The sequence below is a fragment of the Paenibacillus sp. FSL R7-0272 genome (assembly GCF_037969905.1).
Taxonomy (GTDB): Bacteria; Bacillota; Bacilli; order Paenibacillales; family Paenibacillaceae; genus Paenibacillus; species Paenibacillus polysaccharolyticus.
In genome coordinates this window covers 1119019-1143043 of sequence record NZ_CP150221.1, presented here as the reverse complement: position 1 = coordinate 1143043, position 24025 = coordinate 1119019, and the positions used below count along the sequence as shown (strand labels likewise).

General features: G+C 48.6%; 17 protein-coding genes. 2 read left to right on the top strand and 15 right to left on the bottom strand.

Features of this window, described 5'->3' with window-relative positions; all coding sequences use genetic code 11:
• Window positions 1–333 precede the first annotated feature (333 nt).
• From MKY23_RS04870 to MKY23_RS04815, 12 genes are all read right to left on the bottom strand, one after another.
• Window positions 334–2328, bottom strand: coding sequence for an IucA/IucC family protein (locus MKY23_RS04870; protein WP_339835846.1), 1995 nt, complete (start codon window positions 2326–2328; stop codon window positions 334–336).
• Window positions 2288–3550, bottom strand: a complete 1263-nt coding sequence (locus MKY23_RS04865; RefSeq protein WP_154960239.1) for a type III PLP-dependent enzyme — start codon at window positions 3548–3550, stop codon at window positions 2288–2290. Before MKY23_RS04865 ends, MKY23_RS04870 begins: the two co-directional genes overlap by 41 nt.
• Window positions 3547–4323, bottom strand: a complete 777-nt coding sequence (locus tag MKY23_RS04860; RefSeq protein ID WP_154960238.1) for an aldolase/citrate lyase family protein — start codon at window positions 4321–4323, stop codon at window positions 3547–3549. Before MKY23_RS04860 ends, MKY23_RS04865 begins: the two co-directional genes overlap by 4 nt.
• Window positions 4320–6380 carry an IucA/IucC family protein gene (locus MKY23_RS04855; RefSeq protein ID WP_339835840.1) on the bottom strand — a complete coding sequence of 687 codons (2061 nt, stop codon included), beginning with the start codon at window positions 6378–6380 and terminating at the stop codon, window positions 4320–4322. Before MKY23_RS04855 ends, MKY23_RS04860 begins: the two co-directional genes overlap by 4 nt.
• Window positions 6358–8088, bottom strand: coding sequence for an IucA/IucC family protein (locus MKY23_RS04850; protein WP_339835837.1), 1731 nt, complete (start codon window positions 8086–8088; stop codon window positions 6358–6360). Before MKY23_RS04850 ends, MKY23_RS04855 begins: the two co-directional genes overlap by 23 nt.
• Window positions 8045–9499: an MFS transporter gene (locus tag MKY23_RS04845; RefSeq protein WP_154960236.1), complete on the bottom strand. Its 1455-nt coding sequence runs from the start codon at window positions 9497–9499 to the stop codon at window positions 8045–8047. The genes MKY23_RS04850 and MKY23_RS04845 overlap by 44 nt, the downstream gene beginning before the upstream one ends.
• On the bottom strand, window positions 9493–10848 hold the full coding sequence (locus MKY23_RS04840; RefSeq protein WP_339835833.1) for a diaminobutyrate--2-oxoglutarate transaminase: 1356 nt from the start codon (window positions 10846–10848) through the stop codon (window positions 9493–9495). The genes MKY23_RS04845 and MKY23_RS04840 overlap by 7 nt, the downstream gene beginning before the upstream one ends.
• A gap of 72 nt (window positions 10849–10920) precedes the next feature.
• A complete protein-coding gene (locus tag MKY23_RS04835) occupies window positions 10921–11943 on the bottom strand; it encodes a hypothetical protein (protein WP_154960234.1) in 1023 nt (340 codons plus the stop codon).
• A 413-nt stretch (window positions 11944–12356) separates the two neighbouring features.
• On the bottom strand, window positions 12357–13181 hold the full coding sequence (locus MKY23_RS04830; RefSeq protein ID WP_154960233.1) for an ABC transporter ATP-binding protein: 825 nt from the start codon (window positions 13179–13181) through the stop codon (window positions 12357–12359).
• A 13-nt stretch (window positions 13182–13194) separates the two neighbouring features.
• The gene (locus MKY23_RS04825) at window positions 13195–14238 is read right to left on the bottom strand and encodes an iron ABC transporter permease (RefSeq protein ID WP_339835828.1); all 1044 of its coding nucleotides are present in this window, start codon (window positions 14236–14238) and stop codon (window positions 13195–13197) included.
• Window positions 14235–15248, bottom strand: coding sequence for an iron ABC transporter permease (locus tag MKY23_RS04820; protein WP_154891183.1), 1014 nt, complete (start codon window positions 15246–15248; stop codon window positions 14235–14237). Before MKY23_RS04820 ends, MKY23_RS04825 begins: the two co-directional genes overlap by 4 nt.
• 96 nt (window positions 15249–15344) lie before the next feature.
• On the bottom strand, window positions 15345–16364 hold the full coding sequence (locus MKY23_RS04815; RefSeq protein WP_339835824.1) for an iron-siderophore ABC transporter substrate-binding protein: 1020 nt from the start codon (window positions 16362–16364) through the stop codon (window positions 15345–15347).
• A gap of 479 nt (window positions 16365–16843) precedes the next feature.
• On the opposite strand from MKY23_RS04815, the gene MKY23_RS04810 reads away from it, so the two are divergent.
• Window positions 16844–17419, top strand: a complete 576-nt coding sequence (locus tag MKY23_RS04810) for a hypothetical protein (protein ID WP_339835821.1) — start codon at window positions 16844–16846, stop codon at window positions 17417–17419.
• 217 nt (window positions 17420–17636) lie between these two features.
• Window positions 17637–19409 (top strand): glycoside hydrolase family 13 protein, encoded by a 1773-nt coding sequence (locus MKY23_RS04805; protein WP_339835818.1) that lies wholly within the window; start codon window positions 17637–17639, stop codon window positions 19407–19409.
• Between the two features lie 219 nt (window positions 19410–19628).
• On the opposite strand, the gene MKY23_RS04800 is transcribed toward MKY23_RS04805, so the two are convergent.
• Genes MKY23_RS04800 through MKY23_RS04790 form a run of 3 tightly spaced genes read right to left on the bottom strand, consistent with a single transcriptional unit; the run spans window position 19629 to window position 23796 of the window.
• Entirely contained in the window at window positions 19629–20981 is a 1353-nt protein-coding gene (locus MKY23_RS04800; RefSeq protein ID WP_339835816.1) for a fatty acid--CoA ligase family protein, read from the bottom strand.
• Window positions 20978–22402, bottom strand: coding sequence for a hypothetical protein (locus MKY23_RS04795; RefSeq protein ID WP_339835813.1), 1425 nt, complete (start codon window positions 22400–22402; stop codon window positions 20978–20980). Before MKY23_RS04795 ends, MKY23_RS04800 begins: the two co-directional genes overlap by 4 nt.
• Window positions 22399–23796 (bottom strand): alpha/beta hydrolase-fold protein, encoded by a 1398-nt coding sequence (locus MKY23_RS04790; RefSeq protein WP_339835810.1) that lies wholly within the window; start codon window positions 23794–23796, stop codon window positions 22399–22401. The genes MKY23_RS04795 and MKY23_RS04790 overlap by 4 nt, the downstream gene beginning before the upstream one ends.
• Between the last annotated feature and the right edge of the window lie 229 nt (window positions 23797–24025).

Sequence of the window (24025 nt, the reverse complement as noted above, 5' to 3'; positions counted from 1 at the left end):
TGGCTGATATCAGTTAAAATTCTGTTTTGCACTCCCCGTATTATCTCTCTAATTAAGCCTCACTAACTTAAATCAATCCCCTTACCACCTGTCCCTTTTTCTAACGATCACCAGAGACGCTATTTGGGCAGAATCACACCGTTTTATTTTCTAACGATCGCAGGGAACCCTATTTTGAGAAATGGGAGCGGAAACAGACGATAAACCTATGTTTTTTGCGAAATAAGCTCCCTGGTGATCGTTAGAATTCCAGAGAACCCCATATCACTCCAATAAGCTCATCTGAGATCGTTAGCACGGTTAAGGTATCGGAGAAACACTCCCCACCCCATCTTATGCCTTGTAAAAAGGGTTCCACCCTTGGCCTTTGCCCGATGGCATCGCACCTGGCACACCGTCCGCCTCAAGCAGCGGACGGACAACCAACTTCACAGGCCACGCCTCGCTCTCGAAGATCACGCGCTCCAGCGTGGCCCGATCCGTCTCGGGAAGCTGCACCTGGTGCAGCGCTTCCCGCCAGGCCTGCTCCGTGATCTCCCAGAACTTCGTTTCCGGGATGTTGTACACTTCGCTCATCGCCTCCATGATCGCAGCCAGATTCACCTGCGTCCCAAGGGACTGCACATAAAAGATCAGCTTCTGGATCGTCTCATTATAGAGACTGTTCGAATACCCCGGACGAATATGATATCCCGGATCAACAATTCCATGTTTGTCCAGATACGGTTGATGCAAACGCACAGAGTCATGATCCCGGAATAATAGTCCCTTCACCTGATTATGCTCCAACACCAGACAGCAGTTCTGACCATGAATCTCCGGTACAACCCCCACCTTGAACAAACGCATCACGATATCATAGAATGTAGTCGCAATTTGATTGTAGAACTCCAGAACATCTTCTACACTCAGGTTCCTGCCCATGATTTCGGTGAGCAGATGGTGCCCATCCAGATTTACGCCGAGTGCAGCCATCGGCACAATTTTGTAGGCATCATCCAGCAGTTCGGCGGGATAGACACGTATCTGTGCTGCCAGATGCCGCGGGTGATCGTCGAACAATCCCATGGACTCCGGCATGAAACCCCACCAGTTCTGTTCCTCACACATGTACACTTTCTCTTTCAATGTCTCGTCACAAGCCACTGCCTGCCTTAACATCTTCTCTCCCACAAGTCCATTCAGCAGCTTAACAACCGGAAGATATCGCGCGGCACCGAGCGACAGCACACTAACGGGCAACTTGAGCATGAGTGCAGACTCAGCCGCTTGGGCCATCGACCGCAGAGATGACGTAGCAAATACATCTCCAATCTGCGCATCCAGCACCACAACGCTACCTTCTACGATTTCTTTCGTAAACCGCGGCAAAATGATGTGTTCCAGCTGCCAAGGATGCACGGGCATAGGCAAGTACTCGTCCATCGACAAACCTCTGCGAGAGCATTCAGCCTGGACTTCCTCTCGCTGAGCATCATACAGCATATCCAGAATCGACAAGCCGTCCTCACATCCCTGCTGCACAGCATCCCGTTTGATCGCTACCCAGCGCAATCGAATCTCCTTACCGAACTCGGCTGCGTATGCCTTAACATCTTCGACGCTGAATCCAACCTTTGCTTTGGAAGAAGGATGGAACGGGCGATCCCGGAGCGCAGCAATGCGCTCACTTTTCACAAACCATTCATATGCGGACTTCGGATGATAAGCAGACAACGTCTGCACCTGATTCCAACCAAGTTCATATTGCTCTACAGCCAGGTCCAAACTTGCCAGAAAATCTGCCACACCCGGCTGCGCGTATGCATCTTCGGATAATGACCGTTGTAATACCGCACGCCCCACGGCCGCCGGAGTATCCAGCATCGTCCAGCTTCCATCCGATTGTTGCTGATAGATCGGTGATCCCTGTACCCACTGAATGCCTTGCCTTACTCCGTTTTCAACCAGACAAAGTACTCCTTCGGTATGCAAACCCAGACTGAAAATCGGCGTAACAACGGACATATCCTGAGCACTAGCGTGATCCTCAGTAGAGTTACTCTCACTGAAATTATCCAGCGTAAAGTTATACTCATTGGAGTTATACCCACTCTTGTTCTGCTCATCGACAATGTGACCATGTACATGTTTCTTCGCGCTACCCTTTTCCCAGTCCGCTCCAACCCCATCATATAACTGTCGAAGTTGTGCAGGTGCAGTAGCAAAATCAACAAAATGATGACCTTGCAGTGGAAGTAGCTGCTCAGCGAACAGACTATTCATCAGATCGGACATCACCTGCTGTTCAGCAGTTTGCCGACTGGAACGTTGCATTAACGTTGACATATTCATCACCCTCCATCAAATAGTGGAATGCCGGGTGCGGATGCCCCAGAAAATCATGATGCGAGATCGTCCAGGCGTACGCACCGGATTTTTCGAACACAATCACATCGCCGACTCTTAAATGGTCAATCTCTGCATCAGAGTGCATACGATCTTTCGGCGTACATAATTCACCTACAATATGGGCTCGCTCTCCCCGCACCTCGGGTCTTGTAAACTCATGCTTCCATCGATCCGTATATACAATGTGGAAGGGATGATTATGTCCCCATGACGCAGGCAGCCGATGATGATGTGTACCTCCCCTTAAAATGACAAACATCTGTCCGTGCGAACGTTTAATATCCGTTACCTCGGTTGCATAATAACCGTGATCTGCCACTAACAAGCGACCTGATTCAAAAAACAACTCTCCACCTCGGGTAGCTAGACGATTTCTAGCTTCACTCTGCTGCAAAAGCGTGGTAAACAACGACCAGTCGAAGCCCGGACTGCCGTCATACGTCACACCAAACCCTCCGCCTGCATTGACCACGTCCACCTGCAAGTTATATTGCTGTTGCCAGCGCTCTACCTTTTGCAAATATAGCTCGATCATCTCGGCATGCAGACTTGCGTCCATATTGTTCGACAAGGAGTGGAAATGGAATCCGCACAAGTGAACCGTACCCGCGCCTTCCACACGAATCAGCTCAATCGCTTCTTCCACCGTCTCTTCATCGATACCAAAAGGACTAGGGCCACCGCCCATCACAATTTTGGTCTGTGGCAATGTGTTACTTCGCAAGTTGATGCGGAGCAACACACGCACCTCGGGCTTCTGTTGCTCTCTCTCTTTGGCAATCGCAATAATCCGGCGCAACTCCAGCAGGCTCTCTACATGGATATAACTCACGTTATGCTCGATCGCCAGCTTCAGCTCGCTCTCCTTCTTACCCGGGCCGCCAAACAGGATTGGAACTTCCTGGCTCACCGCCCGAACCTTGAGCAGCTCGCCAATAGATGCCACCTCGAAACCCTTCACCAATGGAAGTAGCGCTTCAATAATGCGTGGATCGGGATTGGCTTTGATAGCATAAAATAACTTCGTATTCCATGGCATCGTTTGTAACATACCACGTACCTGCTCCTGCATACCTGCCAGATCGTAAATGTACGCGCAGATCGGTTCATTATTTTCGCGTTGGATCACATCTAAGGCTTGCTGTACACTGGTTTTCATAACTGTCCACCTGCACTTCCATAGTCATTCCGCTTTTGGGCGTAGGCCCGAAATGCCGTATTCCGATCATCTCCAAGCACATAGATGTGCACACCACGCTCACGCCATACCGCCATATCTTCGATGCCTCTTGTGACTGTTGCATAAGGTACGCCGAATTGTTGCGCGTTCTCGTACAATACGCCTAATGCTTCTCTCACATCCGGGTGGTTGGTCTGCCAAGGCACACCAAGTGATTGTGATAAGTCCGCTGCACCTTCCAGCACAAAGCTCACCTGCGGATGAGATAAAATCTCCGAGCTCTGACGTACCCCTTTCACACTCTCAATCATCGGCACAATCATCACCTGCGAGTTGGCTTCCGTAATGTACTCCGCTAGCGGGAATTTACCGAATACACCTGGACGTCCACTGTTAAGACTGCGCATACCCAATGGATGGTAATATGCATGATGTACAGCTTCCTTCACTTGCGAGAGCGTCTCCACATGAGGAATCACGATCCCCTGTGCCCCGCAGTCTAGTACCTTTAGAATTTCCGTGCGCTCGACCTTCGCAATACGTACAAGTGGTGTAATACCAACCAGTTCGGCGGCTCTTATCATCTCTTCTACCGATTCCATCGACGTTGCCGTATGCTCCAGATCAATGATGACAAAATCATAATTGGCATGACCAATCATCTCGATGATGATCGGGTGCGGAATCGATACAAATAGGCCAAATACCTGCTGTTTGCGAGCAATTTTTTCCTGAAGCGTATTCTTCCTCATCGCTTTGTTGCCTTCTGTTCGTCTTCATCCTTCTGTTTGTGTTCATCCTTCTGTTCAATCATATCCTTGGCTAGCCGGAGTGGATTATTTGTTTTGCGGAAATATAACTCCCCATCCCCATACAAACGACGCTTCGTCATCTCTTCAATCAGGGCATCCTCTGCCAAAAGATCAAACATGTCAAACCGCTCGGCATACTCGGGATGTTGCTGCTGATAACCCATAATCACTCCGGCACACAGTTGCCAAAAGGCTTCTTCGGACAAACCATATGGCTCCAGCGACAGCGCAATATCCGTCATGCAGATAAAAAAGAACGCATCGTACGTATAGTCACGTACCTCCGACACATCTCCGGCATAGATGAACGAATATCGATTGAATTTGCGATGAGTTTCCGGTTCAGGATGCAGCTGCGGTGCACGTTCCGGGTGTAGCAGCTGATCCGGGATATAACGAACGCCATCATGTAAATCTTTAAGGATGATGCGTTTCGGCAACTCGTTTTCCAACACCAAAATGATATTCTGGGCATGGCATTCAAACGCAATTCCGTGCGCATACAAAAGATGAATAACAGGCAGTGTAAGTGTACGCACCAAGGCCTCTGCCCATGGCTGAACCCCATGACGCTCGATCGCCTCCTGGATATAAGGAACCCCGTCTCGTTGCACCAGCATAAGAGCATTCAGTGGCCAAGCCGTCTCGCCCTCATTCAGGTGAACGGATACATTCTCCCGCCAGATCGCTCCCAGGGTGCCGTAAGCGCGGCCGTACTGCGTAACAGGTAATTGTTCATAACGGAACGAAAGACCCATGATTTCTTTTAAAATGGCAAACTGCTCCCGCTGTAACACCTCATCCTCGCGTACCAGTTGATCCAGCCAGTCACTAATCAGGGGGGCGTTTTGCGTCGTATGTTGGGCGAGGATACGTGTGCTAGATGTGTTCGTAATACTTAAAGCCAGCTTGATGTAAGGTGCTTCTGGATTTTCCCGGTTGGAGAGGGAACGAATGGATTGTTGCGCACGATAGGCTGACGCCGAAGCCCCCAGATATATGATGTCTCCATCCATGAGTTGTTTGGCAAATATGGATTCGATCGCGTGCTCCCACTGCCACGGATGAATCGGAATGAATACGTAAGCATCCATATGTAAGGAAGCCGTTTTGTCCGAAATCACCTGACGGAATTGCTGCAAATCTTCCTTGGTCAGATGCTGTTCCAGCAGTGCTGCCAGTTCGTATCCATCGGATGTAGCCGCTTGAGCCAATTCTTTTCTCACCGCAACCCAAACGAGTGGAACATCGGCATTGAACTCGGGGCCATAGGCGAGATTGTCTTTCAGCGAAAATCCCAGTCTGGACTTGTAGCTTGGATGATACAGATGGCCGTCGGTCATGTGACTTTCCAGCGCATCGTAGTGACGCTCCTCTGCCGGAATGCGAAGAGACAGCAAAGCCCGGCACTGACTGTCTTTGGCCATCGTTTCTTGCAACTCCTGAACAAATGCCGTCAGTTTCGCACCCTGCAAACGATTCAGTACCATCTCTTCCAAAAACAGATCCAGATCCGTGCAGACCAAGCCTTCGCGCTTGATCGACCCGGCCTTCACCTTCACCCGTGCAAACGAAAACTTCTGCTCTGCGTCACACGTATACACCACGGATTCACCAGATGCAGTAACACCGCAGGTCGACCACTCATTCCCGTTCACCTGACGATCCAAGATGTCTTCAAACCACATCGCTTCCAGCGCCTGGCGTATGATCCGTTCCTGAACTTCCACGTACACAGGGACTGCGTTGTCATTTGGCATTCTACGTCCTTTACTCGCTATGTTTGGTTGATGTGATTCATTTGATTGAGGTGATTCGTGTGATTCATTAGGTTCGTTTTGTTCGTTTTGTTCGTTTTTTCCGCTTCGTTCACTCGTGCTGTTAATCTTATTTGTTCCACTTGTTCCGCTTATTTCAGTTGTCTCTGTTTTTAACATTTCTGCTGGTTTACTTTCCTTCTTCTCTTCTGCCTCATTACCGATTTTCGCGAATCTCACATGCTTCACTCCCTAAACGTTTCATGACGTTACCTACCGGCACATAAGCCGGAGTTTGACTAATGCCCGTGAGACAACTCACCAGATTTTGTTTGGCCAGAAAAGCGTCTGCGGTCAGCAAATGCTCCACATAAGCGTTACCTGTTCGTGCCCATTCTTCCTCAAGCACCTCACGTACCTGCATCCAGAAGTATTTCTCCGATACGTTCACATCCCGAGCCAATACATGAATTAACGATCCCAGATGGTTTACGATAAAGTAATACGAGGTTCGCGCCCATGCCTTCTCACGCGAATAACGTAACAGCTCAGACACTTTTGAACTTAGAATCTCCCTTTGCTCATGCCGCTGCCATCCATCCACTAGCTGCTCATCTACACTGACCCCTTCCAGATCACGTACGATAAAAGCAACCGGCATGCCCTGCTCCAGCGTCACTAACGTATTCTGCAAGTGGGCTTCAAAATGAATGCCTTTCTCTCCAGCCGCCCGCACAAGCGGCAACAGTGAACAGTCCAAGTATCGTGACAACCATTGCTCTACCTTGTCACGATCAACGACATCGGCATCATCCTGTCTACCACACAGCATGGTCACTAAGCGGGAAGGTGCTCCTGGCAATGGCGACTCCACCAGACTGGACAATACATAGGTACTCGCAGCGTCGAACTCAATCGGACGATAAGCAACGGTGAATAATCGGGTAAGTTCTTCGTCCTCAAACTTACATGTCGCTACACCTATCTCATATGCGATATGGGTACAAGGCTCCGCTTCGAAACAGCCCTGTTGCCACACATAGTTGGACGCATCCAGTGTCCGCCGCATCTGCTCGGCACTATTGGTGCGAATCATATTCGTAATCTGCATATGCAGCGACAGCTTGATGTTGCAGTTCCAGTCCGGAATGTATACTGTACGTACGGAAGAAGTCGGATAGGCAAGGGGCCCTGCCTGGCCGAGCAACAATATCTTTTCTTCAACGATATAGGACTGAACCTCGTCCAGACCCGAGATATACGCATACTGCCACGGATGGATTGGCACAATCCCATACATGGCCAGCTTTTCTTTGGAGACAGACCATTCATGGCTTCCAAGAAGCTGATGCAGATCCATTTTGTCCGCATGTTCTACCCATTCCTCTGTATACACATCCTGCCTTACGGCGATGTAACAGAGCTGAAAAGAGGTTCGAAGTTCTGGACTGTATCGCTGTACATCCGTGGCAGTGAAACCTCTGGAGTTTTTGGGAAAAGGATGAAACGGGTGACCGTACAGCAGGGATTGTTCAGAGGTAATATAGTCATATATCCCGAGATCGGACGCCTGCTCCATGTACAAGGTCATGTTAGCCACACTGTTCTCCACTTTTTGAGTAAATTCACGAACGCGTTCGGCTCCCCGACCTTGATCTCCACTAATTTCAGAAGCGATCCAGCGTACCAGATCCCGGCTATGCACGGCTTGTCCATTCCAGTTCATGCTGAGATATTCATGCTCCCCCATCGCCGAGTAGTAGGATAGCAACCCCATCACGCTTACACGGCTGGTTGGAAAAGCAATCGTATACGTCAGCGTATCCGGGTTAAGCTGCATATGTTCAGCTTTTTTCGGCCCAAGCTCACGGATATAACAGTTCAGTAGCAACTTGCAGGAATGCTCATCGGCCTGTTGCTCCGCCTTGGACCGGAGTTTGTTTTCCATTTTGAACAATGAAGCCAACCTTCTTTCGAGTTATAAGTAAGACTAGAGGTAACGTCAGCAGAATGGCACAACCAAGACCTACGCATATTTCTTTAACGGCTCCCCATTTCGCTAGCTCAATCGCTCTTCCATGTTCGGCGAGCCATTGCCAGCGCATATCGTAATACAGCGTCATGCCCATGACTGCAAACGATGAAGCCAGTCGTTCAATCGTTGTGGACAGCACCGATCCTTCATGCATGTCTTCCTCTGGTAATGCCTGCAGTCCAATTGCAGAAATGCTCATACCGGACAGGCCAACGCCAATGCCCCGGCACGCCATGAGCACCCCGATGATCCATATGGACGCCCCCATGGGCAGAAAGGCAAACGTCAGAATAGATATCGATACCAGCAATGTGCCCCAAGCGATAAACTGAAGTGACCTCCCGCGATCCAGCAAGTTTCCTCCGATCCACATGAACAGACTCGTAGAAATGGAGAGCGGAATGAACAAGGCACCGGAAAGCGCTGGAGACAACTGAAATACCTCCTGAAAAAGCAGGGGAACCGCAAAAATCACGCCAAACATGACACAATCCTGAATCGTAGAGATCAGAACGGTAAGAGGAAATACACCTTTTCTCCGTAGCAACGAATAACGGATCAGCGGTTCATCACGTTCATTCTCAACCTGGATAAAACGAATAAGCAGCACTACGCCAAGCACAATCAGTGTCCAGGATATCCATGGAGCTACTCCCGGGCTGGCGTACACCTGTACGCCCAGACTGAGTGCACCCACTGCGCCAACAAGCCGTATCACACTGGATGGATGCCACTTTTTCCTGCGAGCAGGTGTGTAGGCTTGAATCACTCGTCCACAGCCGATCAGTGAAAAAACAGCCAAGGGTACATTCAGCCAGAACAGCATCTCCAGCCTTCCATACTGAATGATGAATCCGCCAAGGGTCGGTCCAGCCGCAGGAGCAAGCATCAGCAGCAGTCCCCACGCACCCGTAATGCGTCCTCGAACCTCCGGGCCGTAGACATCGAACAGCAACACAAGGGATAAAGGAATCATCAGGCCAGCAGCCACACCATGCATGAACCTTACAAGCAACAATACTTCAATATAGGAATGGAGCAATGCTCCGAGCACCGAAAATACCCCATAGATGCAAATACCGAGCATATAGGTCCGCTTACGTCCCAGCCGATCTACGACCAGGGAAGCCAGCGGCATCGTTAATGTCATGGCGAGCATATACAGGGCAATGATCCAGCCGCCCGCCGTAGCGGAAATGTCATAATATTCGATAAAATACGGAAGCAGCAGGTTAAAGGCACTGTTGGTAAGCACAAGCGTGAAGGCTCCCAGCAGAATGGCAAGTAAAACCGCATGCCGCCGAAGCAGCGATACACTCAGCATAAAGTTGGCGTTAATGCAATGGCTTCCGATACCGATCGCTCAAAGATCGAGAGTACCTCGCCTGCTTCCTTCTCCGTAATATTCAGCGGTGGCAAAAAACGCACAACCGCAGAATGACGTCCGCCGACTTCCACAATGAGTCCATTACGGAAACATTGCTGCTGTATAATGGACGCTAGTTCACCATGCTGTAGATAATGTCCAAGACGATCCTTACCCCCTTGCGGGTTAACCACTTCAACACCGATCATTAGCCCGCGGCCACGAACATCACCAATTTCGGCAAAACGGCTTTTCATCGCCTGTAACCTTGCCATGAACTGCTCACTACGCAGATGCACGTTCTGCATCACATTCTGCTCCCGAATATAACGGAGCGTGGCTAGACCTGCTGCCATGGCCAGCTGATTGCCACGAAATGTGCCCGTATGCGCACCGGGTTTCCACTGATCCAGCTCCTCCTTATAGATCACAACCGACATGGGAAGACTGCCACCTACGGCTTTTGAGCAAATAATGACATCAGGCACAATGTCCGCATGTTCAAACGAAAACATCCGACCCGTACGTGCAATGCCAGTCTGCACTTCGTCAATAATGAGCGGAATATTTCGTTCCGCAGTAATTCGGCGTAACTCTTTCAGCCACTCAATATCTGCAGGAATCGCTCCACCCTCTCCCTGTACCGTTTCTACGATCACTCCGCACGGTGCAGCTATTCCGCTCTCGCAATCATCCAGTACATTCTCGATATACTGTGCACTTAATCGGGCAGTCATGCCTTCGCCAACCCCAAACGGACAACGATATTCATAGGGAAATGGCAAGAAATGCACATCCGGCAGGAGACTTTGCAGGTTTTCTTTTTTACTCAAATTGCCGCTCATGGACATCGTCGCTTGGGTTGAACCGTGATATCCACCTTGGAAAGCCAGAATGGACTTCCCGCCTGTAGCATGCTTCACCAGCTTAATTGCGGCTTCGACCGCATCCGCTCCCGTTGGGCCGCAGAACTGAATTTTGGATGTATTCCGCATCTCTTCGGGCAGTAAAGAGAATATCTCTTGCATAAACGAAAGCTTAAGTGGTGTGGCCAAATCGAGTGTATGTAATGGAATCTGCTGATCCAGAACATCCCGAATAGCGCCAATGACTGATTCATGGTTATGTCCAAGCGCGAGTGTGCCCGCACCTGCCAAACAATCGTAATACTCACGGCCTTCCGTATCCGTGATCTTGATGCCTTGAGCTTTGCTGATGACGAGCGGGAAATGCCGTGGGTACGCTCGTGCGTTGGACTCCTTCTCGTTCTGAAGCTTCAGGTATTCCGTCTGAACCTCTACTGACATAACTCTCTAACGCTCCTTATCATCGATTCAGGCCCAATTGCCTGTACATTCGTTATTGAATAATGCTAAGCGCTAACTCTGACTGAGATATTCCAGATACTGCCGAACAACGTCTCGTGTCGTGCCGCCATGTGGATACACATGGTGAGTGAGATCTGGCAAGGCGTTGACCTCCAGAATGCCTCCCTGTTCCGTTGTAATAGGTACTCGAATGTCCTTACAGCGAACATCGATACCTGCAACGTCAATCTGGAGCGCTCGGGCTGCCTGTATCATCATGCGGGCATTATCAGGGTGAATGTCATCCGTACAATCCCTGTAAAATTCACTGATCTTTCCGGCCGCCGAATTACGGAGGTCATACAGTTCAATCTCCTGATCTACAGGAGACACGTCATTCAAAGCAAGTCCTTGCTTACGCAATGTATCCAGCAGATGAGTATTGTCTAGGTCAATCGCGGGGAAAGCTTCGTACATACCGATCTCTGTGTCCTGCATGCGGTTCCGGTTCAGCATTTCAATCCGTTCACGGACAGACGAACTGCCGTTACCCGTCACATACACAGGACGGTATTGGTTAACCGCCGCTACCTGTTCGTTGATAATTAACACCCGGTAGTCGGTTCCAATGACGTATTGTTGCAGCAGAATGCTACTGCCATATTGAGTTGCGAGATGAATTGCCGCTTCCAGCTCAGCAACGGTGCGTACATCCAGCGTAACCCCCTGACTGCTGCTCGAATCCAGCGGTTTGACTACGATGGAACTGTATTGATGAAGGAAAACTTCGGCCTCTTCTCCCATGGCCTCTACAACGATATGAGGGGGAACTGGCATCCCCTGTTCATGCAGGATCAGATTACATGCCTGTTTATTCTTGGCAAGCAGTCCTGCGATCAGCGGTAGCCGGTGAGTTCTCGTTTTGTTAATGATGATCTGTTTGTGCTCCAAGGACAGTTTTAGAAAATCCTCACAACCATCCACCAGCAACTCGCACCCGATCCCCATCTCTCTTGCTTTGTTCAGAATCAGCCGATTCTGTAGATTCTCAAAACCTTCTGGAAATACGGAACATTTGGAACGAAGTAAATTCATATCCGACCTTCCTATCGGTTGATTTTATTGATAATGATTATCAGTATCACGCAAAATCTATTTTATGGTAATTATTCACCCATTGTCAATATGAAACTTTTAAGGAAAAAATATCTTTATTTTAGAAGGGTATTGGCATTGTAATCGTGGAGTATTGGCATACTTAGGCATAACAAACAAGGCAAGCTATGGAGTTTCAAAATCCTCTGCTTGCCTGTTTCGTTATCCCCATGACAATAAATTGATGGTACTGAGGAATAATTTTGGGGATGAATGGCCGTAAGAACATGACGTATACGCCTGTGTCCATGATGTTATAAGAATCGTAGCATTTGCCAAAAAAGGCATAGCAAACGTACCGATTCAGCATTACGGGTATCTTTGACCAACAGGTGCCTCGAAGCTCCTGTTTATCAAGCCATCTGTGTATAACGTTGCTGCGTTTCATGCAGCTTCCTGCCTCTTCCGTGCGGGATACAGGTGGGTGTACCGAATAACGGATCTACAGCAATGTCACACTCCATCTGAAAAACGTTTCGTACGAGATCACGAGTAATAATATCCTCCGGTTTGCCCTCTGCGTAGATGGACTTGTTGTGCACTGCAACGATATGATGTGCGTATCGACAAGCCAGATTCAGGTCGTGAAGCACCATCACGATGGTACGCCCTTCCCGTTCATTTAATTCAAACAGCAGATCCAGAATATCAATCTGATGTGTCATATCCAGATACGTTGTAGGCTCGTCCAGCAGCAATGTTTCTGTACCTTGTGCCAAGGTCATCGCGATCCATGCACGTTGACGCTGACCACCGGATAACGCATCAACAGGACGATCTGCAAGTTCTGTCAGATGTGTGGACGCAAGAGCCAGTTCAACCATGCGCTCATCCTCACGCGACCATTGTTTAAGCCATGTCTGATGAGGATAGCGTCCTTGACGAACCAGCTGAATCACGGTCAAACCTTCCGGTGCCGTCGGTCCTTGGGGCAGAATAGACATGCGTCTTGAGATTTCTTTGGTGGGTAGCTTTGCAATCTCTTCACCATCCAGCAACACGGTACCTGAGCTGGACTTCAGCAGTCTTGCCAGCGTACGTAGCAGCGTCGATTTGCCGCAACCATTACTGCCGATCAGGACTGTAATCTCTCCCTTCGGAATGGTCAGGTTCAAGTTTTCTATAATCGGATCTGCTCCATAAGAGATGGTAAGCTGTTTGGCTTCCAGAATACTCACGGCTCTCTCCTCCTCAATAATGGTTTCGATTCTTAAATAATAGATACAGAAAAAACGGTGCACCAATTCCTGCGGTAAATACGCCTGCAGGGATATCCATCGGCAGAAATACCGTTCGGGCAATGAGATCGGCTGTACATACCAATAAAGCACCTACAAAGCCGGATACCAGCAGCAAACTGCCAAACATCCGCCCTACCAGTTTTCGTGCAATATGAGGAGCAATTAAACCCACAAAGCCAATCGTACCTGCGACAGACACAGCAATCCCGGCGAGAAGCACACTGCATAATAACAAGGCAGATCGATGCCACTGCACCGTAACGCCAAGCCCTGTGGCAAGGTCATCTCCGAACTCCTGTGCATTCAAACTGCGACCAAACCACATGGCGAGGGGCAGGACGATGATAATCACAGGTAATATCGTCTGAATATCTGTCCATGTGGCTCCATAGATGCTTCCAGTTAGCCAGATATAAGCCTGACTTGCTGTATAGAACGGGCTTAAAATCAACATAAAGGTCGTGCCAGCGCCCGTTATAGCCGATACGCCTATACCGATCAGCACCAGCCGGATCGGACTGACTCCTTTTTTCCAGGCCAAGATATAAATGATGAATGCTGTGACCATCGCACCGATGACCGCAAAGAGTGGTAGCAATTTAATGCTTACGGCTCCACCCAGTAATGTTACAAATCCTACAGCTGCCACTGCAGCACCACCAGTTATACCGATGACATCAGGTGAGGCAAGTGGATTACGGATAATTCCCTGGAGCAGTGCTCCCGACATTCCCAGTGCGGCCCCGACAAGCAGAGATAACAACACACGTGGAAGCCTGAGTGTCAGCACGACGAAATCATGCTCTCCTGCATTCAGTCCAAAAATGGTGCGAAGGACGTCCAGTGGAGAAATAAAGTCACTGCCTAAGCTTGTTCCGACTACCCCTGCTACCAGAAACAGAAGGACACATACAGCGATAACCATCACGGACTTACGTTCCACTTGAATGGAAACAGTATCTTTTTTATTCCGATACGTCAGCATCTTCCTCATATCTTCGTCACCCCCTTCCGGGCGATATAGATGAAGAAGGGTCCGCCGATTAATGCCGTCATTACACCCAGTGGAACTTCCTGCGGCATAATGACAAGCCTTGCTACGACATCAGCTGACATTAGCAATATCGCTCCACCCAAGAAGCAATACGGGACAAGCCAGCGGTAGTCATTACCAACAAATGCACGCATGATATGTGGTACGACCAGACCCACCAAACCTATGGAACCGGCAACTGCTACAGAACCACCCGCGAGTACTACCGTAACGATTCCCATCATCACTTTGACCAGTAGTACGTTCTGCCCCATCCCTTTTGCAATGTCATCCCCTGTTAATAACAAATTGATAGCTCTCCCCATAAATAACGACACCACTGCGGCTACCGCCATATAAGGTAAAACGGGATACAGCATTTCTAGTGTTCGCCCACTTACCGAACCGGCAAGCCAGAACAGAACATCCTGCAGTCCCGTGCCGTCCAGAACAAGAATCGCTTGCGTAAAAGAGGCAAACAAGGCTGAAATAGCGGTACCCGCTAATACAATTTTGATTGGCGTCAGACCATCACGCCCCAGTGAACCCAAACCATATACAATAGCTGCCGAGATTGCCGCTCCGGCAAATCCAAACCACATCATCGTGGTTAACGAAGACACGGACAATACGACAACAGCAATAACAATAAAGAAAATTGCACCTGCGTTGATCCCGAACACACTCGGGGAAGCGAGCGGATTACGCGTCAGTGCCTGCATCAGTCCGCCTGCAACAGCCAGACTTGCCCCTACAACAGCCGCAATAATCGTGCGTGGCAATCGCTCTGTCAGAAGCACCACATGCTCTACTGATGTTTCATCATAGGACTGAACCGCATCCCACAACATATGAAACGTAATAGGGGTGCGTCCCAGAATCATGCTGGCGGTTGCAGCGAGCAACATAAGAATGAACAACCCAACCAACCCGTATATTTTGGCACTCGCCTTGGTAAAAAGGGGAAACATACTCTCACTCTTTCATCTATGAAGTGAAACAGGACCTGCCTGCCCATACACTTTGCTAACGAAAGTTCTGGTGCATGGCGGATCCTGATCCGGTTATTATTTATTCAGGTTGAACAGCTTGTATAGATCGTCCAGCATCATGTTGGCTGATGTATATCCGCCTGCCATGTTCCAGGCTACCTCATCGACCTGGTACAGTTGATTGTTTTTCACAGCATCAAGGTTTTTCCAGAGCGGACTGCTCGTCCAATCTTTATAATTTTTCTCGATCGCAGCCGTATCCGTACCTGAATTGAAATTAAAAATCATGTCTGCATTCATATCCGGAATGGCCTCTTTGGATGTCAGTTCAACACCCCATTTATCTGCATCATGGCCCGCTGGTCTTGTAAATCCAAGTTCCTTCAGGATTTTACCTGCATAACCCATGTAGAAAATACGAACCTGATCTGCTCTGAAGTTAGTAATGGTTGCTTCAATCGGCAGACGGTCACCCATTTTCTCTTTGAAATCCGCTACGCGTGTCTCCCAATCGGCAAGTAGCTTATTCGATTGCTCTGTTTTGTTCATTGCTTCCCCGACCATCTTCAATGTTTCTTTCCAATCGAACAGCGTTTCGGTCACGACCGTTGGTGCGATCTGGGACAGCTGATCATAGATTTCTTCATCTCTAATTTTGGTAGCAATAATAAGATCAGGCTTCAACTTGTTGATTTCTTCCAGATTCGGCTGGGATTCCTGACCTACTTGCGGTACGCCATCCAGATCTTTACGCAGATATTCATATACCGGCTGCTGCACCCATGATTCCACGACACCTGCCGGTTTCACGCCAAGTGCAACAACGACATCATTCGCACCTTGGAACAGTGTCACGATTCGTTGCGGAGTTCCCATGATTTTTGTTTCCCCCATGGCATGTTTGATTACCCGAGTCTCGTCTGTAGCTTTGACCGCTTGATCTCCATCCGTGCTACCTTCAGCACTTTTACCACTTGTTGCTGAGCTTGCTGTATTGGTTGTACCCGCACTTCCCCCTGAAGCACAGCCAGCCAGCAGCGAAATCATAAGAATAAGTACTGCATAAATATATAACTTTTTGCTGAATCGAAACATGGAACCCGTCTCCCCTTTTCACCCTAAATGATATTGAATCTCATTATCAATTGTATTGTAATGGAGTTGGATGATTTAGACAAGCACTTATTTGGAAAAATATTTACGATTCATATCCAGCTTCATTTATTCTATAAACGCCGCTATAAAAGCAAATTTCAGGTGAATACATATAATATAAATCGATATTATCCAACGTTGGTGTAACCACTTATGCCAATTGTCACCTACTTCTTCTGGTCCAAATACAACTTGAACTATCCTTCTATTTCATGATGTGACGGTATACAAGTAAATTAATATTTATACATAAAAGTCTTATATTTATGAATAATTTGACCGTACTTTGTACTTTTCGTACTTAGAGTCGGCTCATATAACTCATCATTTATTCCTAAATTATTCCTGTAAATGAAACTCTTCTTATGTTAGATTATCCCTTGGAATAAAATCACATATAGAGACAGGGGACGGACATTATGAAAAAAAATTGGATTCTTTCGATCCTGATGAGTATGGCGTTGATCGGCGGCATAGTTCTTCCAACAGGGCATTACGCTGCGGCAGCAGACAATTCCACTGTGATTTCGGACGAGGTAAACACGGAAGAGACAATCAACCAGGAAGAACAGGAACTTACGGCGGATAACCAAGATTTTCTGGATTATTTAGATGCATTGGAAGCAGCGGCTGTTTATGAAACGAAAGCTATAAACGCCATAGGCGGAAACACATACATCACCTCTGCCAATCGCAAATCTTTCTTTTTGACGTTAAACAACACAGCTATCCCGAATTACACAAAGTATGTTTCCATGCTGAAGCAGATCAAACCGGAGAATACGGAGTTGAAAAAAATCCATGACAAATTGATTAGAGGCAGCTACGCACAACTGGAAGGTTATCAGTTGTTCAAAAAGGCCGTGTCTAAAACAACAATAAACCGTACGTTCCTCAAGCAGGGCAATGACAAGGTTGCTGCGGGTAAGAAGAGCATCGAGCAGTACCTCAAAGAAGTTAAGACATACGGAGAACAACTGGGATTCCAGATGTAGTATACTCGGCTCCATAATTAATTGATAATTAAGGAAAAAAAGTGTTTTCTTTTGCAAAAATAATTCGTATAATATCCGTATAATCAAAAGGCTATGCTGCCGAAAGGTACAACCTCGTGAACATGAGAGGTTGTGCCTTTTTTGCGTTTTCTACGCGTTTTTCACGGCATTCTCTAGCCCTATTTTGCATTTAACCATGTGCCAAGGAGTGATATCTATGATTTTAGAAGCCATTTATCATCGTCCCAAACTGAACTGGTCTTATGCGTATAATCGAACAACCATGCATCTTCGCTTGCGGTCCAAACGGGGAGATTTGGATGCCGTTATTGCGATTACAGGGGATAAATATGCCTGGGATCGGACGATCACACATATTCCTATGCAAATTTTCGCCCGGGACGAAATGTTTGATTACTGGGAAGCCGAGACATCTCCGCCTTACCGCAGACTTCGTTATGCCTTTCAGCTAATCCAGGGGGAAGATTCTGTGTGGATGACAGAGCGAGGATTTGAACAGGTACTGCCGGATCATCCGCTGGAAATGTTTGATTTTCCATTCATGAATCCGGTTGATATTTTTGAACCGCCTGCCTGGGTTAAAGATGCTGTATTTTATCAAATTTTCCCCGAACGTTTTGCGAATGGCGACCCATCTCTAACGCCAGCAAATGCTGAGTCTTGGGGCGGTACGCCTACACCTACCAATTTCTTTGGCGGAGACCTGCAAGGTGTGATGGACCATCTGGATCATCTTCATAAACTCGGGATTACAGCCATCTATTTCTGTCCATTGTTCGAGGCCACGACCAACCATAAATACAATACCGCGGATTATTTGAAAGTTGATCCTCAGTTTGGCACGAATGAACAATTGAGAATGCTAGTGGACGCATGTCATGCTCGTGGTATACGAGTTGTTCTGGATGCTGTATTTAACCATTCGGGAAGAGAGTTTCCTCCTTTTGTCGACGTCATGAAAAACGGTGCGACTTCCCCTTATGCGGACTGGTTCTACATCAAGGATTGGCCGCCACGGGTTGAGGATGGCATTCCAACCTACGAAACCTTTGCCTTTGAGCCGCTCATGCCGAAGCTCAACACGGAGCACCCGGATGTCAAAGCGTACCTGCTTGAGGTTGCACGCTACTGGATAGAGGAGATGGATATTGACGGTTGGCGACTGGATGTGGCCAATGAGGTGGATCACCAGTTCTGGCGTGAATTCCGTCAGACGGTCAAAGCGATCAAGCCCGATGCTTATCTGCTCGGTGAAATCTGGCATGATTCATTAATGTGGCTGCAAGGCGACCAGTTCGATGCAGTCATGAACTACCCTTTTACCAACTCCGTACTGGATTATGCCGTGCACGGCAAGCTGGATGGACTCGGATTCGCCAACGAGATTGGCAAACTGCTTGCTGCGTACTCCCAACCCGTTACCGAAGCAGCGTTTAACCTGCTGGGCAGCCACGATACGCCGCGGTTACTGACGTTATGTGATGGCGATATACGCAAAATGAAATTGGCTGTCACGTTGCTTTTCTCCTATCCGGGTGCGCCTTGCGTCTATTATGGAGATGAGGTCGGACTGGACGGTGGATATGACCCGGGTTGCCGCAAATGTATGGAGTGGGACGTGGGCAAACAGAACCGGGAACTGCTTGAATTTTTCATCCATACGATTGAGGTACGGAAGAAACATCCAGCTTTGCGCAGCGCGGGGTTAAAGATTATGTATGCCGAAGCAGGTGATCCTTGCCTTGCTATGGAACGTGTGGATTCGGAGACGGGAGAACGTATGGTACTGGTGATCAATGCCAGTGATGAGCCTCGTAAACTGGAGCTTGGATGGGGAGATCATAACGTGTGGCGTGACTTGTATACTGCGGCTTCGGTTGAGGCAAGACAGAACAAGTTGACCTTGGAGCTCGGCGCATACGGCTTCTCTTTGTTGCAATGTGAGGCGAAACAGCCAGCAGAAGCATGATTTTGGTAAAGGGTAAAATTCCGAAGGGCTGAACGTGAATAACGTCCGGCCCTTTTTTGTATAAAAAGCACACCCTTACGTCTGAAGCAACGTCTCTCCTGTATGAACAAAAAAAACGCACATCCCTTCGGATTTATGCGTTCTCCAGTTCATGGATTGTATTGGATTCATCAGTCCGATCATCCTCTGATTAAGCGGTTATGCATGATCCGGCGGCAATCATACCGGCTTTCTGACCTTTTTCATACGGGAGCTGACGAGTGCTTCTTCTGTGATCACAATTTTCTGCGGAATTTTGTATGCGGGTAGTTTGTCTTGGCAATAAGTCCATATAGCCCTGCGAAGCTCTTTCAGTGAACTAGGATTAGCGAGTCGCACTGTCGCTTTCACCTGCTGGCCTGTTATCCCGCTCACTTCTCCCGTAACTACCGCCGCTTCAATGCCATCCATCTCTTCAAGCACACTCTCCACTTCAGCAGGGTACACTTTCCAGCCACCTACGTTAATAATCTCGGAACGACGACCCAGGATGCGGATATATCCTTCCTCCACCACTGCCTCATCTCCTGTTCGCAACCAACCGTCTTCTGTAAAAGGAGACGGAGCATTCAGGTAACCCATCATCGCCGTTGCGGTATAAATCTGTAACTCCCCATCTACAAGCCGACACTTCACCTCGTCATCCTGAATGGAAAATAACAGCGACCCCGGTTCTTTAGAACGTGTTGGTAAAATACCCAATTCGGACATGCCGTAAGCTTGAATCGTCCTGATCCTCGGAAAGCGCCGGGTCCAGGCTTCCAAAACCGACTCAGGCATTACTTCCGAGCCATAAGAGACCACTTCCAGGCTGGAAAGGTCGTAATGCTCGTCTTGTTTTCCCAAAAGCAGCAGATTCATAAAAGTCGGGGATACAGGTAGCGCCTGTACACGATGTTTCTGAATGGTATGGCACACTTCCTCCGGAGTACGGTTCATCACAATACACAGGCACCCGCCGCTAGATAGCGATTGTAGCATGGTGTTCACCCCGCCGATGTGGTCAAACATCATGAAGGGGATAGTACGCAGCGGACGCACCTGCCGTCGAAAGGCTTGTAACAACCGGTCTGCCCGGTGAACCGTCGCCTTACTTACTCCCGTCGAGCCTGAGGAGAACAGAACTAATCCGCCCACCTGCTCCAGTCGCAATTCAGTCAAAATGGACGGCATCGCTTCTTCTTCATGAGTCTCGCGTATCTGTCTCACCAAAAGCTTGCCTGCGTCTACACCCAAGCGTACAGCTACATGTGCAAGCTTTACGTACTCGTCCCGTTTCGCTTCGACCAAATTACGATCGATCGGAAGCACGATGCACCCTGCTCCAAGCAATGCCAGCATTGCCGATGCTGCATAGGGAGAATAGTCCTCTTCCAATGTGACAACCCGCCCCGATATCCCCTCTTTTGCGATCCATTCTCCCATGAGAAAAATCTGACGAACCAGCCAGTCGTAGCTGTACTCTTGATCCTCCCAAATAAACGCCGGGTGCTGCCCGTGAGCCGCAAATCGCTCTAGCAAAAAATCGATCACCTCACACCCTCCCCATCACTGCCCAAGGTCTGATGCTGTGCAAGATAATTCACCAGCGAGCCTACCGTCTGATACGGGCTTTCTGGCAAGGAAGCAGCGGCAATCTCGGCGAGAGCGTTCCCCAGGCCTTTTCCCCAATGCTCTTCAATGCCCTGCTCTACCACAGCCAGTAAAGACACCAGTTCCAGTGAATTCAGTCGTCCATCCCGACCATATAGTGGTGCATTACCGCCCTCATCCAAGGCAATGAATGTGTTATGATACGCATTCAGCTCCCGGCAGCTATCCAGTACAATGCGTAGCAGAGCTGCCTTGTGTTCATTTTCGTTGTCTATATCTGTTTGGGATTGCCGCGGATATGTGGAAGCTTGAGGCAGTGCTTTTCTTAACGACGAATACCATTTGTATTCATCTGCGGCTAGCTCTTGCACTACACCTGCCAACTGAGCTTGCCACCCTTCACGCTGCTTCAGCCTTGCCACCTGAAGCAAGCTATTGGCCTTTTCCCATCGGAAAATGATGTTCTCATATTCCTTGGCGTATTGGTCAAGCGGCGCACCCAGCCACTCAGCAGACTCCTTGAGCACGTCCCGGAAATAATATCGACTCCACCGCATATCAAAAAGCAGACCCGATATTCGCGTTTCGCTCTCTGCACTCCCTCCTGCATTTCCTTCCAGTGTATCGATCAGACTGGTAGAGACAGCATGTCCAAAATAAAAACGCCGTGCTCCCTCCATGACCGTTCTACCTGTCAAAAATTCATGTACCTGAGTAGTCAATGCCTGGGCCAGCATCTCCCGGTACCCCTGTGAATCCAGCAGGACTTTGGCCTGAATATCCGTTGTTCCGTAGGTTCGCAGCGTCTCCTTCCGTTTAACCTCCGCAAGTTCAGGGATCGTCTGATGCCCTCTCCAAAAATCATGAAAAGCTGCATGTTCCACCTTGCCTTTAAACTTGTAAAACACAGGGTCGTAGACATACATATGGTCTTCATCCATGCCATACACGGCAAGCCAATGATCCATCAGGTAATGCCTTGAGCCTTGTTTGACATGTTTGTTAATATACTCGGGATTGTGATAGTCGTCACAATAAGGCAGATGATAACTGGTGCCTGTCGCCAAAAAAAGTCTGCCCGTTTCAAGCTGCCGCCGAATCTCTATTTTTCCTTCCTCAAAGCTGCCCAACTCCCGCTGATTATTGATCTTCCAGATCGGTTCCTCATAATCCAGCTTGTGAAAATAAGTCTTCACCAAGCCATTATCTTCGCATGATGGCAGCGTATATAGTCGGCTGGCAGCCAGCATGGCAAGACTTGAAACGGAGCCCTGCCGCTCAAGCACTTCATGAATCAAGGGGAAATTGCATGGATAATAGTAAGGGATGTCCAGTGTTGGAGCGAAGGAATGGATTATCATTTGAGGGAGCCTCCTATTTCTACTTTGGCAGATGCACTGCCCCAAGCCTGAATATGATAGTGGAGAGACATGTCTTCGGTTGCACGAAATATTCGATTGGCTATGGGATTGCCTTCCTGATCCGTCTCGAATAACCGGAAACCACGGGTAAAACGAAAAGAGAAGCCACTGTCTCGCGGAATAAGATAACAGCCTTCATAGTGACCATCACCTGCATGCGTAAGCTTCATGCCCATCCCGCCGTAGATGAATTCTTCCCATAGCTCCGATGACCTGAAAGTTGGTGTAAGCTTTGCTTGCATACAGACCTGTACAACGGGGGTTAGTTCAGATATAACCCTGTAATCTCGTGTAGCCGTTAAATCACCCGATTCCAGCGTAATCGTAGCACTCCCTATGGCCTGAGGAATCAGCGTACCGTCTGCAAGAACCTGAAGAACTTCAGGATGACTTGAAACATACTCTCCGCTTAGCAAGGTCTGACTCAGACCGTTATCACACTGGAACCGCGCCTGAACCCTTACCTGCATTCCACCTTCTAGTCCGATGACATCTCTGCCATACAGCTCTAATGAAGTCGGTTGCCCTTCTTGGCCGAACATGTACAACAGGGGTAATTGCACACGCGCTCCCCAATCCGCTTCCTGATGGCAAGCGTCTGCCTGTTCGAAGTAAGCCAGCTTTTTTGCATCCGCTCCCCGATCCAGCATCTTCTGTACAGCCCTTCTTACCTGTTCAGGCAAGAACAGTCCTTCGGTGTCTCCAATATCCACCCACATGTTCACATCCGGAATGGTATCCGGCAGTCGGTACATGTTTTTCTCCCGCAGTCCATTCTCAGCTTGTTCATCCAATTGTGCATCCACAAAGTACGGAGACATCATGATCAGCTTGCCAAACACATCTGGATGACGCATCCCGATATGCAAGGTGCATAATGCAGCCGCCGAGGAACCGAGTAATCCCGTGTTATCTCTATCTCTCTTTGTCCGGTATCGCTGATCAATCATCGGTTTAAGCTCATCAATAATAAATTGCTCGTATTCAATTCCGGAGCCTCCTATGCCGATTGCTTCCTGCTCAGCATCAACGTAGTGGTAGAACTCGTTGCGGGTAACCGGACGAACGTGGGCAATGGCAACAATAATGATGGGTTCAATCCGGCCAGCAGAGATGAGTTCATCTGCTGCCAGGTCAAGTTGCCACGTTTCGTTTCCCGGACTGGATGGCCCAAAAGCCCGCTGTCCTGCATGAACGTACAACACCGGGTAATGCCGTTCAATCTGCTCCTCGTACCCTGACGGAAGATATACGTAAATGTTTCTCTTATTGCCGAGCTGCGATGCTTGAATGTTTTTCAGACACTCTATAACCGATCCTGTGCTCACTGTCATCAACCGCCTCTCTCTTCCTTTTCCCTCAGGACAAACTAAATAAGCAAACCTCCCCCGGATTCTGCTGTGAATCCTAGGTGACAACAAACAACCCCGCCTCAGGAGAGACGGGGTTGTCCCGGATAGGTCAGCTGAATTACAAGCTGATCCGGAAAGCATAGCCCTTAATTTGATTGAATCTGCGAATAGTTTAAATCGAGCGGGATACTTTTGTAAATATAAAAATAGA